Genomic DNA, 14,184 nt, shown 5'->3' with positions numbered 1-14,184 from the left:
CCCATCTCTTCTGCGACGGCGAACGATTCGTCCGCTGCCCTCCCCTCACCGAGAGATGTCGGGCAGGGGCCCGATCCTGACAGGAGCGCGACGAGCACACCGCCCCGGGCGTGTCGCAACCCGTCGGTCAGCCGTCGAGCAGGTGCGCGATCCCCTCGACGGACCGCTTCGCCGCCCGCGAGGTCGAGACGAACCCGACGAGCAGGATGCCCGCCCCGATGCCGACGACGATCCACCACATCGCGTGCGTCGCGACCGCGAAGCCCGCTCCGACGCTGGCCACCGCGCTGGCTCCGGTGACGGTGCCGGCGAGCGCCACGCCGAGCGACACCCCGGTCTGCCGACTCGTGGACGCGACGGCGGCAGCGGATCCGGACTGCGCGCGGGGCATGCCGGAGACCGCGGTGTTCGTGATCGGCGCGTTCACCATGCCGAACCCGAAGCCGAACAGGACGAACGCGACGACGAGGACCCACATCGGTGTCGACGCGTCGATGGTGGTGAGGATCGCCCCGGCACCGCCGACACCGATGCCGGCGAGCACGAGCGGGACCCGGGTGCCGATCGAACCGACGAGACGACCGGAGAGCGGCGACGTGAGCATGGTCGCGACCGCCGCCGGCAGCGTCCAGAGGCCGGCCTCGAACGGCGACATCCCCCGGACCTCCTGCAGGTACAGGGCGTTGAGGAACAGGAAGGCACCGTTCGCCCCGAAGGCAGCGATCGCGGTGACCACCGCCGACGAGAACGGGATGCTCCGGAAGAACCGGACGTCGACGAGGGGTTCCCGCCGACGGCGTTCGACCGCGACCAGCACCACGAGCGACGCGGCCGCGACGACGAACAGCCCGAGCGCGGCCGGCGATGCCCAACCGAGCCGCGGCCCCTCGATGAGACCGCCGACGAGGGAGGCGAGCAGGACGATGACGAGCACCTGCCCGAGCGGATCGAGTCGGCGCGGCCGGGGAGACTTCGACTCCGGAACGAACAGGAACGTCAGGACGATCGTCGCGACACCGATCGGGACGTTGATCCAGAAGATCGCCCGCCACCCGACCGTGTCCGTGAGCGCACCGCCGACGAGCGGTCCGAGGCCCATCGACACCCCGACCACGGCGCCCCAGACGCCGACCGCGCGGGCCCGCTCCTTGGCGTCGTCGAAGGTGGCGGTGATGATCGACATCGCCACGGGGTTCATCATCGATCCCCCGACGGCCTGGACCATCCGGAACACCACGAGCCACCCCACGCCGGGAGCCATCGAACAGAGCAGCGACCCGATCGTGAACAGCGCCAGGCCGATCTGGAACGTCGTCCGGCGCCCGACCCGGTCCGCGGTGGAGCCGGACAGCATGAGCAGACTGGCGAGCACCAGCGTGTACGCGTCGATCGTCCACTGCAGCCCGGAGATGGTGCTGTGCAGTTCACGCCCGATGGACGGCAGCGCGACGTTCACCACGGTGGCGTCCATCGACACGATGAACAGGCTCATGCAGCACACCGCGAGGATGAGGTACCGGTGTCGGTACCGCTGCGGCAGGTCCGGGTCGCCCTGGAACGGACGCCGCGCGGGCAGCGTGCGCGGAGCGCCCGACTCAGTGGAAGTCGTTGCCGTCTCCTTCACCCGGGGTCTTGTGCCCGCCGAGCATGTCGTTGTCGTCCTGGTCGCTCGTGGACGCGAGCTGGAGCATCGCGAGGACGACCACGACGACGATGAACGCGATGCCGAGGAAGATCAGGGCGAGCTGGAGCTCACGCGTCGAGAACAGCACGACGAGTCCGGTGAACACCGCGACGATCGCGGAGATCCCGAGGAGCTCGACCGGGCGCAGGCGGTCGCGGCGGCTGGGGGTGGTCATGCGTGTGGTGCTCCGTCCGGGGCGGCGGCCGGAGCTGCCGTTCCCCACTTGTGCGAGAGGCCGGCGATCACGTGGAAGACCGCCGTGATGGCGAGGTACGCGCCGAGCAGGCCGACGAGGACGATCGAGGCGTCCAGTGTGCCGCTGACCCGCTCTACGCCGCCGAGCTGCTGCGAGTAGTCGGGGGGCGTCAGGAGGAAGGCGACCGCCAGCAGGAGCGTCAAGCCGCCGATCGTGGTCCAGTCGCGTGCGAACGGCGATCGACCTCGGGCCCGCAGTCCCTGGGCGAGTTCGAGCGCGCCGGTCAGGACGGCGAACGCGACGACGACGGCGATGAACGCCGGCAGACCGATGCCGTTGCAGGCGATCGCGGCGACGCCGGCGAGCAGGGTGACGACGGACTGCACGATGGTGGTGCGGCGTGAACGGTCGTCACCGGGGAGGCGCCGAGCGCCGACGAGCAGCAGCACGATCCCGTCGAGCACCGCGAAGCCGCCGAACAGCAGCAGGCCGTAGCGCGCCGCGTGGTTCGACGAGAAGGTGATGACGAGGGCCACGACCGCGGCGGGCACGGCCCGGAGGACGGGGACCGGCCAGTACCGTGCGCGCTGGCCGGAGTCGTCCACGGAGTCGGACACGAGACCTCTTTCGCAGCAATATCGTCCTCCGATCCTACCGCCGGTCCGTCGAGCCCCCGACCGTCCTGGTACCCGGCCCGCTGAGGATGCTCGAACCCGGGGGCGCGTCCGAGCGGTGGGCGGGCGGACACGGTCGGCCGGGCAGGGCCGGGCGGCGTCGAACACCGCCCGGCCCTGCGGATCCCGGGCGTTGCATCCCGACTCGGATCGACTCAGGAGCCCGCCTGCTCGTCCGTCGCTTCGGCTGCCCTGCGTGCTCGTCGTCGGACCGTCCACCAGCACGCGCCACCGACCGCAGCGGCGGATCCCGCAACCGCCGCCAGGAAGCCGAGGTCGCCGACACCGGTGTAGGCGAGCGCCCCCGGACGTCGACGGCCGTCGTTCGCAGCCGCACCGTCCCCCGTGACGCTGGCCGGGCCGGCATCGCCGGGCGAGCCGTCGCCCGCTCCCCCGTCAACCGGGCCCGCGGCCCCGGACCCCTCGTCGCCGGGGCCCTCGCCGCCGGTGCCCTCGTCGCCCGGCGGGACGACGCCGATCGTGACCTCGGGTGACGGATCACCACCGTCCGGATCCGTCGGCGAGGTCGCGGTCGCCACGTTCACCACGTCCGAGCCGTCCCCGCCGTACTCCGGGTCGAGGACCGCGCGGATGCGGAACTCGACGGACTCACCCGCGCCGAGCGCTCGGCCCGAGTTGCACGTGACGCGCTGGCCGTCGGCCGTGCAGCCGTCGTCCGACCCGGCGAACCGCATCGCGCTCGGGAGATCGTCCACCGCGCCGACGTCCTCGGCGGTGCCCGGTCCGCGGTTCCGGGCGGTGACGAGGTACTCGACCTCGTCACCGGGCTCGACCCCGGACGACGGTGACACCGACTTGTCGGTCTCGACGTGCGCCTCCGGACCGGGAACGGGCTCGACGGTCGTGCTGGCCTCGGAGACGTTGTCGTCCTCGTCGGTGTCCGCCAGCGACGGCGCCGGGGCGATCCGCGCGACGCTGTCGAGGGTGCCGCTGACACCGGCGCGCAGTCGTCCGGTGATGGTCACGGTCGCCGCGCCACCACGCGGCAGGTCGACATCGGCCGCGACGTCGCCGGTCCCCGAGGGGGTACCGCACCCCGAGCCCGGGGCTGCCGTACACGTCCACGTCACGTCCTCGATCGCGTCCGGCACGTCCACGTCGAGCCGGCTGGGATCGGAGGGGTTCGGGCCGACGTTCCGCGCGGTCACGGCGTACTCGACCGCGCGACCCGCGTGGACGACGGGCGGCATGTCGTGCTCGACGGCGAGGTTCGCGGGCGCCCACACCGCGAGCGAGTCGATCTCGTGGACGTCGACGTTCTGACCGGTCGCGGCGGCGAACCCGAGTCGCAGCGTGCGGGGCAGCGGCCCCTGCCCGTCACCGTGCAGGGGCAGCCGGTCGACCACGGTGCGCATCGTCCCTGCCTGCTCGAGGCGGACGGTCATCGCCAGGGCACCGCCGGCGTCGGGCTGGACGGTCACGCGGACGCGACGAGTGGCGCCCGACTCGGTCGCGACGCCGCCGGGTGCCCGCACCCCCTCGACGTACCGGTACCCCCTGACGCCGTCGCCGGAGCCGCGCACCACGACCGATTCCGGCGTGCGCCCGGGCCCGGACCCGTTGATGGTCTGGGAGAAGTTGCCGTAGCGGTCGAGCGCGACCGCGGCGAACCCGCCCGGCACCCCGGGGAGGTCGCACGGCAGCGTCCCGCCCTCGGTCGCACTCGACCGGCAGGCGTACCCGAGGGCTGCACCGTAGGCGCCGACGCCCTGGGGAGCGGCACCGTCCGCGAGGAACAGCAGCAGTCCGTCGGCACCGACGAGGCCCAGGTCGTTGTACATCGAGTACTCGAACTCGATCTCGAGCCCGAGGTCCGACGGGAACGTGTCGTCGGTCGACCAGGCTCCCGCCTGGCCCCGCACGGAGTCGGTCAGCCGCAACCGCCCGTCGACGACCTCGGCGTCACCGTCGAGGGTGCCGCCCGCTGCGGTGTCGAAGTCGTGCGTGTACGGGAAGGCGAGGTCACCGGCAGAGGACGCCGACGGCAGGAGTGCCGGCGCGGCGAGGACGCCGAGGGCGGTGAGGACGCTCGCGGCGGCCGCGATGCGCCGAGGTGCCCGCCGGCGACGACCAGTGCGTGCGGGCGGGTGTGACGTTGCGGCCGAGCGGCCGCGTCCCGGAGTGTTGGGGTTGCTCATGCCCCGATCGTCGCGACGGGACGGTGCCGCTCGGGGCGGGGTGCGCGCATCTGTGGATCGTCGCCTCAGCGGCGGCCGATGTGGAGGGGGACGCACCCACCACGATCGCGATCAGGCGAGCCAGACCGTCGTCTCGCCCGGCAGCACGCCGTCCGCGACCGGCCCCGACGACACGATCACCGCACCCGGCGGCAGCGGCACCGGTTCCGGGCCGAAGTTCGTCACCGACCGCCAGCCGTCGTGCCGCGCGAACGCCACGACCCCGTCGGCGCCGCCCTCGGTCCAGACGAGCGACTCACCCCGCTGCAACCGTCGACGAGCAGCGAGCGCGGCCCGGTACAGCGACAGCGTCGAGGTCTCGTCGCCGGACTCCGCCTCGACCGACCACGCACCGAAGTCCGCCGGCTGGGGCAGGTGCGGTGCGACGGGTCCGAACCCGAACGACGGCCCGGTCTCCGTCCACGGGATCGGTACCCGGCACCCGTCCCGGCCCTTCACGGTGTGCCCCGTCCGGACCCACTTCGGGTCCTGCAGCAGGTCCCGCGGGATCGCCGCGGCCTCGTGCAACCCGAGCTCCTCGCCCTGGTACACGTACGACGAACCCGGCAGCGCGAGCACGAGCAGGGTCGCTGCGCGGGCCCGGCGGAGTCCGCGCTCCCGGTCCAGCGGCGGCGTGGTGCCGTCCGTCATGAGCCAGGCGTCGGTGTCGGTGCCCTCGGGCAGTCCGTAGCGGGTCGCGTGCCGGACGACGTCGTGGTTCGACAGCACCCACGTGCTCGACGCCCCCGACTGCTCGGACGAGGCGAGGTTCCGCTCGATGATCGTCCGGAACGCGGCCGCGTCGAACGGGGCCTCGAGGAGGTCGAAGTTGAACGCCTGACCGAGCTCGGTCGGCCGGGCGTAGAGGACTCGGCGCGGAGCGGGTGCCCAAGCTTCGGCGACCGCTGCACGGGGCGGGTCGTACTCGTCGAGCACCCTGCGCCACGAGGCGAAGATGTCGTGCACCTCGTCGCGGTCGTAGAGCGGGTCGGAGCCGTCGAGCGGGAGCGCCTGCTCGTTCGACGGGCGGTAGGGGGTCGACAGGTCCTTCGCGAGTCCGTGCGCCACGTCGACCCGGAACCCGTCGACACCTCGGTCCGACCAGAAGCGGAGGGTCTCCTCGAAGTCCCGGCGCACCTCGGGGTTCGTCCAGTCGAGGTCCGGTTGCTCAGGCGCGAACAGGTGCAGGTACCACTGGCCGTCGGGCACCCGGGTCCAGGCGCTGCCCCCGAAGTTCGACACCCAGTCGCTCGGCGGTTCGGCGCCGTCGGGCCCGCTGCCGTCGCGGAACACGTACCGCGCGCGCTCCGGGGACCCGGGCCCCGCCGCCAGTGCGGCGCGGAACCACTCGTGCTCGTCCGAGGTGTGGTTCGGGACGATGTCGACGATCACCCGGATGTCGTGCTCGTGGGCCGCGCGGACGAGCTCGTCGAAGTCCGTGAGCGTCCCGAGCCGTTCGTCGACGTCGCGGTAGTCAGCGACGTCGTAGCCACCGTCGGCGAGGGGTGAGGGGAAGAACGGGGACAGCCAGATCGCGTCGACGCCGAGCGACCCCAGGTACGGCACACGGCTCGTGACACCCGCGAGGTCACCGAGCCCGTCCCCGTCCGAGTCGGCGAAGCTGCGCGGGTAGACCTGGTAGACGACGGCGTCGCGCCACCAGTCCGGGTCCGTCGTGCGGGGCGTGCTGGCCGGCGTCCGAAGGGTGCTCACGCCGTCAACCTACCGACGGGCGAACCGGTCGGGAATAGTGACCGCGACGAACGCATTGGTTGTCGCTGACACCTTTCCGTCACAGAAGCAGAAGGATCCCCATGACGAACGTCCTCGCCCTCGTCGGCAGCCTGCGCGCCGAGTCGATCAACCGGAAGCTCGCCGAAGCCGCCGCCCACCACGCGCCGGAGGGCATCGAGCTCACCACGTTCGACGGCATCGTCGACCTGCCGTTCTACAACGAGGACATCGACGGCGACACCCCGCCCGCGTCGGCGGTCGCCTTCCGCGACGCCGTGGCCGCCGCGGACGCCGTGCTGCTCGTCACGCCGGAGTACAACGGCACCATCCCGGCCGTCCTCAAGAACGCGCTCGACTGGGGCTCGCGTCCGTTCGGCGCCTCGCCCCTGTCCGGCAAGCCGCTCGCGGTCATCGGGTCGGCCTTCGGGCAGTACGGCGGCGTCTGGGCGCACGACGACGCACGCAAGGCGGCCGGCATCGCCGGGGCCAAGGTCCTGGAGGACGTCAAGGTCGCGATCCCACAGTCGATCGTCCGCTTCGCGGAGACCCACCCGCGCGAGGACGCCGAGGTCACGCAGCTCGTCCAGGGTGCGCTGAGCGCACTCGCGGAGGCCGCGGCCGAGGAGCAGGCCGCCGCCTGACGGTCCTGACCACACGACGGACGGGAGGCGCGGTGCCAGCCTGCACCGCGCCTCCCGTCCGTCATCCGCCCGCGTCTGACCCGTGAGGTCCCTAGACGCTCTAGCAACGAGACGGGCTACCCTGAACGGCATGTCCACGCAGGAGATCACCGAGGCGTCCGGGTACTGGTTCCCCGATGACGACGCGACCCAGCGCGGGGTCGCCGTGCTGAACGCCCTGCGTCGGTACCGATCCGCCGAGACCGCCATGCGGCGCCGCACCCGCGACTCCATGGGGATGGGTGAGACCGACCTGCTCGCCGTGCGCTTCCTGCTGCAGGCGCAGCGCTCGGGCCGGACGGTCAGCCCGAAGGACCTCGCCGCCTACCTCAAGATCTCGTCGGCGTCCACGACGATCCTCATCGACCGCCTCGTGAAGTCGAACCACGTCCGACGCGACCCGCACCCGACCGACCGCCGTGCGCTCGTGATCACGCCGACCACCGAGACCGACGACGAGGTCCGCGCGACACTCGGCGTGATGCACCGACGCATGATGGCGATCGCCGAGGGCCTGTCGCCCGAGGACGCCCGCGTGGTGGGCGTCTTCCTCGAGCGCATGCGCTCCGCCGTCGACCAGGTCGACCCCACTCCTGCACACTGACCTCCGGCGGTCCGCTCCTCCACAGGGGGACACCGCTCTGAGCGGGCATCCTGCTCCACCGCGTAGACCAGAAGCAACACCGACGCGAAAGGAGCCGATCATGCACGCATCGGACAAGCTCGCCAAGAACCTCCAGGCGGTCCTCGTGGACCTCATCGACCTGCACCTCCAGGGCAAGCAGGCGCACTGGAACATCCTGGGCACCAACTTCCGCGACCTGCACCTGCAGCTCGACGAGATCGTCGACGCCGCCCGCGAGTTCGCCGACGACACGGCGGAGCGCATGCGCGCGCTCTACGCGGTGCCGGACGGCCGGTCCGCCACGGTCTCCGCGACGAGCCACCTCGACGCCTTCCCCGACGGCGAGATCACGACGCACGACGCGATCGACCAGATCACCCTGCGCCTGTACCAGGCGACGGGAACCATGCGCGACGTCCACGACGAGGTCGACGAAGAAGACCCGACGACGGCCGACCTCCTCCACGGCTTCATCGAGCGCCTCGAGCAGCTCGCCTGGATGGTCTCCGCCGAGAACCGCGCGCCCAGCACGCCGCTCGCCTCGGCGACGACGCCTGCGGTGGCCGACGCCTCGGCGCACGCCTAGGGGCCGCGGGTGGACCTCGGGATCCAAGGCAAGACCGCACTCGTCTTCGGCGCGGACTCCGGCATCGGCTGGAACACCGCCCGCATCCTCCTGGAAGAGGGTGCGACGGTCGTGGTCTCCGACATCGACCAGGCGCAGCTCGACAACAGCGCCGACCAGCTCGAAGCGCCCTCCGGCAAGCTGCACGCCTTCGCGGCGGACGTCCGGAGCGCCGAGAGCCTCGCGGAGCTGCACGGCAAGGTCCGGGACGCCGTCGGCGAGATCGACATCCTCGTGCAGTCCTCCGGCGTCACCGGCGCCCAGGGGATGTTCCACGAGATCGACGAAGCCGGCTGGGCGGACACGATCGACATCGACCTCATGGGGCCGGTGCGGATCACGCGCGAGTTCATCGGCGACCTGCGGCACGGCGGCTGGGGTCGCATCGTGTACCTCGTCTCCGAGGACGCGACGCAGCCGTACGACGACGAACTCCCCTACTGCGCCGCGAAGGCGGGGGTGCTCTCGTTCGCGAAGGGCCTGTCGCGTTCCTACGCGTCCGAGGGTCTGCTCGTGAACACGGTGTCGCCGGCGTTCATCCACACGCCGATGACGGACGCGATGATGGACAAGCGCGCCAAGGAGACCGGGCAGAGCTTCGACGAGGCGATCTCGAGCTTCCTCGACGAGAAGCGGCCCTACATGGAGCTCGACCGTCGGGGCGAGCCGGAAGAGGTCGCGAACGTGATCGCCTTCCTCTGCTCCGACCTCGCGAGCTTCGTGAACGGCTCGAACTACCGGGTCGACTCCGGCTCGGTCGCGACCATCTAGGAGAGCGCATGACCGACTTCCGCTACCTCATCATCGGCGGCGGGATGGTCGCGGACGCGGCCGCGCGCGGCGTCCGCGAACTCGACGCCGACGGGTCGATCGGCATCATCAGCGAGGACGTCGACCGGCCCTACGCCCGGCCGGCGCTCTCGAAGAAGCTGTGGACCGACCCGGACTTCAGCTGGGACGAGAAGGTCGACCTGCACACCGAGGAGACCGGCGCGACCTTCGTGCTGGGCACCGCGGTCACCGCGATCGACCGCGCTGCGAAGACCGTGACCACCGCCACCGGTGCGACCCACGGGTACGAGCGGCTGCTCATCGCGACCGGTGGGAAGCCACGCGAGCTGCCGGGCCTGGCCCCGTCGCCGCGCGTGCTCGACTACCGCAGCGCCACCGACTACCGACGGCTCCGCGAGCTGGCGGACGCGGGGGCGCACGTGGCCGTCGTCGGCGGCAGCTACATCGGTACGGAGATCGCGTCGGGCATTGTGCAGAACGGCGCCAGGGTGACGCTCGTCGACCCGGACGAGGTCGTCGGCGGGCGCATGTTCCCGGACGACCTCGCCCGGGCGTTCCAACAGCGGTTCGTCGACCACGGCGTCGAGCTCAAGCTGGGACGCCGGGTCGACCACGGGACCGAGCACGAGAGCGGCGTCACGCTGACCCTCGACGACGAGTCGGTCGTCGAGGCGGACGCCGTCGTGGTCGGCCTCGGCATCGAGCCGGCGACGCAGCTCGCCGCGGACGCCGGCCTGACCGTCCGCGACGGCATCGTCGTCTCGTCCACGCTGGTCACCGACGACGAGTCGGTCTTCGCCGCAGGTGACGTCGCCGAGTACCCGGACCGCATCCTCGGCACTCGTCGTGTCGAGCACGTCGACAACGCCCAGCAGCAGGGTCGGCAGGCGGGCCGCAACCTCGCCGACGCCGACGAGACCTACGACCACACGCCGATGTTCTACTCGGACGTCTTCGACATGGGGTACGAGGCGGTCGGGCAGGTGACCACGAAGCTCCGCACGCTCGAGGACTGGCAGGAACCGACGGTCACGGGTGTCGTGTACTACCTCGACGAGGACGACCTGGTCCGCGGCGTCCTGCTCTGGAACGTGTGGGACAAGACGGACGAGGCCCGCAAGGTCCTCGCCGAGGCCCACGCGCTGACGCCGGACATGCTGGTCGGCCGGATCACGCCCTGACCGCAGGTCCCCTGTCCGCACAGGAGGCGCGGCGCCGATCCCGAGGACCGGCACCGCGCCTCCTGTGCGTGTGGACGTCTCGCCGGATCAGTGCGGCTTCCGGGTCTCCGGAGCCACCTCGTCGACGACCGCTCGGCGGTCCGCCGGATCGACGGGGAGGTCGTCCCCGTCAGCCATCGCGACCGCGTGGGCGGACTTCGCGGCCTCGAGTGCCTCGTCGTCGTTCCGGGCCATCCCGGCCAGCTCGACGAAGCGCGACTTCACGAGCAGCCACGCGTCCTTCGGGCCGAGGCGTGCGAGGTCCGACGACGTCGAGTCGTCCCGGACGCGCTGCAACGACGAGACCCCGCGGTCCGGGAGCCGACCGGCGACGTGCGCGACCGCGAGCTGCGCGACCGCGTCCGCCTGCGCGTGCATGACGGAGTGCGCGCCGTCGACGACCTCGCGCAGCACCGCGTACGGGAAGACCCGCGCCAGTCGTCGGATCCAGTCGCGCGGCACCATCGCGTCGTGCTCGCCCCGGACGATGAGCGTGTGCGCCTGCACGCGGGCTGCGCGTTCCTCGATCGGGAAGGCGATCATCCGCGGCAGCACCTTCGAGAACCAGTGCCAGCCGCACAGCGCGTACGCCGTGATGCCGTGCCAGCGGACCGCCGCGGGCTCGTGCAGCGTGGACCGGAGGAACCGGATCGCCGACTGCCGCACCGTCCGTGCCCGCGAGTCCACCACCGGACTGATGAGCACGAGGTCGGAGAGGTCCGGGCGGCGGGCGGCCACCTCCGTCACGACCTGGGTCCCCATGGAGTGGCCGACGAGCACCGGGTCGACGAGTCCCAGGTCGTCGATGACGTGCTCCACCGCGTCCGCGTAGCGCTCGATCGTGACCGGCCCCGAGAAGCGCGGGACCCCGGCGAACCCGGGCAGGTCGAGGGCGTGCACCGGCCCGTTCTCGTTGAGGTGCGGGGCGAGGCGCTCGTAGTACGTCGCGGCGATGCCGAGACCGGCGACGAGGACGAACGCACGCTCGCCCGGCGCACCGATGGAGCTCACGCGGACGTACGTGCCGTCGACGGCGACGCGGTCGACCTCCACCGTGACGTCGGCGTTCTCGGCGTCGTCCAGTCGGCTCGCCGGGTCGGGTGCGGCTGCCGTGCGCTCGTCGTCCACGTGGGTCTCCTCGGTCCTGGCGGTCGCCCAGGATACCCGGGACCCCGCGGACCGGAGACCCGCGCGGCGGTCAGCCGCTGAACGTGTTCGCGGGGAACCCGTGCACGCGGGTGGGCACCGTGAACACCGCACCGGAGTCGGGAGCCTGCTCGAGCTGCTCCTCCGTCAGGTTCTCCCGTGCCGTGCCCACGAACAGCTCGGACATCTCGCCACCGCCGAACGCCACCGATGTGACGTTCGGCGCCGGGATCGGGACCGTCTCGAGGTGCGAGCCGCCCGGCGCGTACCGCTCGACCCGGCCGCCGCCGTACACCGCGCTCCAGAAGCAGCCCTCGTCGTCACGGACGAGACCGTCGTGGGCCGCCCCGACGATGAACGGCTCGAGTTCGCCGAGTTCGCCGTCGGGGCCGTACGAGGCCCGGAAGACCGTCGAGACGCTCGTGTCCGTGACGTACATCACGGAGCCGTCGTCCGACCACTCCATGCCGTTCGTCACGCCGAAGCCGCCGCGCAGGAGTCGCGTCGTCCCGTCCGGTTCGACCGAGTAGAGCGCGGCGTCGGGGGCGCCTGTCGTCAGGTTCATGCTGCCGACCAGGAACCGGCCGAACGGGTCGCACTTGCCCTCGTTGAAGCGCAGGCCCGCGGTGGCGTGCTCGACGCGGGCGATCTCCCGCTCGACGACGCCCTCGGGATCGGTGACCACGACGGAGTCCCCGAGCGCCGCGACGAACCCGCCCCCGGCGCGCGGCTGGAAGCTCGCGAGCGGCGGCGGCAGGGGGACGCTCGACAGCATCGTCCCCGTGGCGTCCGCGGTGTGCAGTGTCCCGAGGGTGATGTCCGTCCACCGGACCCGTTGCGCCTCCGGATCCCACACGATGCTCTCGGCGAGGACCGCCCGGACGTCGGAGAAGACGGAAGCGGGGCCGGTCGTGGCGTGGGAGCTCATGCCCCCGGTCTACCCACGGCGGCCTCCGCACCCGCCCAGCGGGCCGTGCACACAGAATGTTCGGTCGGTCGGGTGTCCCGCTGGCAACGTGATCCGGTTATCTGCCCACTGCACGCCTGGGGTGACGAGAGCATCCGGTCCCACGGGCTCGACGCGCCTGCGTACCTGCTCGGAGCCTCGATCGTCGACACCGACGAGGTCGACGCCACCCGCGACCTCCTGCTGGAGCTCCACTCTGGTCGGAAGAAGCTGCACTGGCGAGACCTCGACGATGCCCGGCGCGACCGGATCGCTGCTGCTCTGTCGGCGACCGCGGCGACGCACCTGACGGTCGTCGCGGAACCGATCGCCCTGCGACGACAGGAGCGGGCTCGAGCGTTCTGCCTGCGTCGGATGATGTGGGAACTCGACTGCCTCGGGGTGGTCCAGCTCACCCTGGAGGCGCGGCCGACGGAGCTCGAACGCCGCGACCTCCGACTCGTCGACGCGCTCCGCGCTCAGGGCGCCGTCGCGAAGACCTTCCGTGTCTCGCACGGGTTCCCGGATCAGGAAGCGATGCTGTGGCTGCCCGACCAGGTCCTGGGACTCGTCGGCGAATCCCTCACCGGCGACGGCCGCCGCCTCGGGATGCTCGGGGCCGCACCGACCGTGATCCACCTGAGCGGCGAGGACCTCCGCTGATGCGCGAAAGCCGGGCCCCGTCGTACGGCGGGAGTCCCGGCTTCTACTTCTCCACCCTCAACGGGGGCGAGCGCGGCCAACGTATCACAGGCGCGCGTACCGAGCCCGGAAGAAGCTGTAGACCCCGAAGGCCAGGAACCCGACGCCGATCGCCACCAGGACGACGTCCCCGCCCGGCGTGCTCCGGAGCGCGTCGAACGCACCGTCGAGCCCGGTCGCCTGGTTCGGGTCGCTGCGGAAGGCGGCCACCGCGATGAGCACACCGACGATCACCACGGCGATGCCCTTGAGGACGTAGCCGACGACCGCGAGCACCGTCACGACCCGCGAGAGCTCCCGCGGCGGTGGCACGAGGTCCTTGCGGTAGGAGCGTCGGCAGCCGATCACCACGAGCCCGACGCCGATCGCGATCGCGACACCGGCAGCGAGGAGCAGCACGAACACTCCGCCTGGCGTCGCGAGCGTCTTGGCGGCAGCACTCCGGGTGGAACCGGACGAGCTCTTCCCGGCCCCCACGGCGTACGAGGCCGCCGAGTACGCGATCACCCCGTAGACGATCGCCTTGCCGGCGTTCTTCAGTCGGCCCGCCCAGGCGCGCGCACTGTCCGAGCGGCCGCCGACGATCGCCTCGACCGCCAGCCGGATCGTCAGGGCAGCGCAGCCGACCGCCACCACCCAGAGCAGGACGACGCCCCCGGGGACGGCCGCGATCTGCTGCAGAGCTCCGGACTGGTCGGTCTCGTGACCGGACGACGAGCCCCCGATGCCGAGCAGGATCGCGAGGTACCCGATCAGCAGGTGGACGATGCCGCTGCCGACGAAGCCGGCGCGCGCGGTGGTCTCGAACCACCGGCTGTCGGCGACGCGTCGCGCTTCGCGGCCGGTCTTGCGGGCCGCCTGTTCCGCCTGCTCACTCACTCCACCGAGCCTGCCCGGTGTCGTGCCCGGTGTCCGGCGGACCGCCGCGGAACGCAGCAGCAGGCCGCAGAACGCGACGAGCC

At 71.9% G+C, this 14,184-nt stretch carries 14 protein-coding genes; 6 read left to right on the top strand and 8 right to left on the bottom strand.

The window, feature by feature from the left end:
• Positions 1-127 precede the first annotated feature (127 nt).
• From ACTJKO_RS01570 to ACTJKO_RS01550, 5 genes are all read right to left on the bottom strand, one after another.
• Positions 128-1,624, bottom strand: a complete 1,497-nt coding sequence (locus ACTJKO_RS01570) for a DHA2 family efflux MFS transporter permease subunit (RefSeq protein WP_440684985.1) — start codon at positions 1,622-1,624, stop codon at positions 128-130.
• On the bottom strand, positions 1,596-1,859 hold the full coding sequence (locus ACTJKO_RS01565; RefSeq protein WP_440684983.1) for a hypothetical protein: 264 nt from the start codon (positions 1,857-1,859) through the stop codon (positions 1,596-1,598). Before ACTJKO_RS01565 ends, ACTJKO_RS01570 begins: the two co-directional genes overlap by 29 nt.
• Positions 1,856-2,497, bottom strand: a complete 642-nt coding sequence (locus tag ACTJKO_RS01560; protein WP_440684981.1) for a DUF308 domain-containing protein — start codon at positions 2,495-2,497, stop codon at positions 1,856-1,858. Before ACTJKO_RS01560 ends, ACTJKO_RS01565 begins: the two co-directional genes overlap by 4 nt.
• 212 nt (positions 2,498-2,709) lie before the next feature.
• Positions 2,710-4,713, bottom strand: a complete 2,004-nt coding sequence (locus ACTJKO_RS01555; RefSeq protein WP_440684979.1) for a hypothetical protein — start codon at positions 4,711-4,713, stop codon at positions 2,710-2,712.
• A 111-nt stretch (positions 4,714-4,824) separates the two neighbouring features.
• The gene (locus ACTJKO_RS01550) at positions 4,825-6,465 is read right to left on the bottom strand and encodes a glycoside hydrolase family 13 protein (protein ID WP_440684977.1); all 1,641 of its coding nucleotides are present in this window, start codon (positions 6,463-6,465) and stop codon (positions 4,825-4,827) included.
• A gap of 101 nt (positions 6,466-6,566) precedes the next feature.
• Between ACTJKO_RS01550 and ACTJKO_RS01545 the strand changes: the two genes are divergently transcribed.
• The 5 genes from ACTJKO_RS01545 to ACTJKO_RS01525 all read left to right on the top strand — a co-directional run bounded on the left by ACTJKO_RS01545 (position 6,567) and on the right by ACTJKO_RS01525 (position 10,389).
• Entirely contained in the window at positions 6,567-7,127 is a 561-nt protein-coding gene (locus tag ACTJKO_RS01545; protein WP_440684975.1) for an NAD(P)H-dependent oxidoreductase, read from the top strand.
• A gap of 130 nt (positions 7,128-7,257) precedes the next feature.
• Entirely contained in the window at positions 7,258-7,770 is a 513-nt protein-coding gene (locus ACTJKO_RS01540; RefSeq protein ID WP_440684973.1) for a MarR family winged helix-turn-helix transcriptional regulator, read from the top strand.
• Between the two features lie 100 nt (positions 7,771-7,870).
• Positions 7,871-8,377 carry a Dps family protein gene (locus tag ACTJKO_RS01535; protein WP_440684971.1) on the top strand — a complete coding sequence of 169 codons (507 nt, stop codon included), beginning with the start codon at positions 7,871-7,873 and terminating at the stop codon, positions 8,375-8,377.
• Positions 8,378-8,386: 9 nt separating this feature from the next.
• Positions 8,387-9,187 (top strand): SDR family NAD(P)-dependent oxidoreductase, encoded by an 801-nt coding sequence (locus ACTJKO_RS01530; protein WP_440684969.1) that lies wholly within the window; start codon positions 8,387-8,389, stop codon positions 9,185-9,187.
• An 8-nt stretch (positions 9,188-9,195) separates the two neighbouring features.
• Positions 9,196-10,389, top strand: a complete 1,194-nt coding sequence (locus tag ACTJKO_RS01525) for an NAD(P)/FAD-dependent oxidoreductase (protein WP_440684967.1) — start codon at positions 9,196-9,198, stop codon at positions 10,387-10,389.
• 87 nt (positions 10,390-10,476) lie between these two features.
• On the opposite strand, the gene ACTJKO_RS01520 is transcribed toward ACTJKO_RS01525, so the two are convergent.
• Both ACTJKO_RS01520 and ACTJKO_RS01515 read right to left on the bottom strand, forming a co-directional pair.
• Positions 10,477-11,556, bottom strand: coding sequence for an alpha/beta fold hydrolase (locus ACTJKO_RS01520; RefSeq protein ID WP_440684965.1), 1,080 nt, complete (start codon positions 11,554-11,556; stop codon positions 10,477-10,479).
• A gap of 70 nt (positions 11,557-11,626) precedes the next feature.
• Complete coding sequence (locus tag ACTJKO_RS01515; protein ID WP_440684963.1) at positions 11,627-12,502, bottom strand: SMP-30/gluconolactonase/LRE family protein; 876 nt, start codon at positions 12,500-12,502, stop codon at positions 11,627-11,629.
• 72 nt (positions 12,503-12,574) lie between these two features.
• On the opposite strand from ACTJKO_RS01515, the gene ACTJKO_RS01510 reads away from it, so the two are divergent.
• Entirely contained in the window at positions 12,575-13,183 is a 609-nt protein-coding gene (locus ACTJKO_RS01510) for a hypothetical protein (protein WP_440684961.1), read from the top strand.
• 84 nt (positions 13,184-13,267) lie between these two features.
• On the opposite strand, the gene ACTJKO_RS01505 is transcribed toward ACTJKO_RS01510, so the two are convergent.
• On the bottom strand, positions 13,268-14,101 hold the full coding sequence (locus ACTJKO_RS01505) for a DUF1206 domain-containing protein (RefSeq protein WP_440684959.1): 834 nt from the start codon (positions 14,099-14,101) through the stop codon (positions 13,268-13,270).
• Positions 14,102-14,184: the final 83 nt, after the last annotated feature.

This window comes from Curtobacterium sp. 22159 (assembly GCF_052045775.1).
Classification (GTDB): Bacteria; Actinomycetota; Actinomycetes; order Actinomycetales; family Microbacteriaceae; genus Curtobacterium.
The sequence above is the reverse complement of the archived record's forward strand: the minus strand, read 5'-3'. Positions and strand labels throughout refer to the sequence as shown.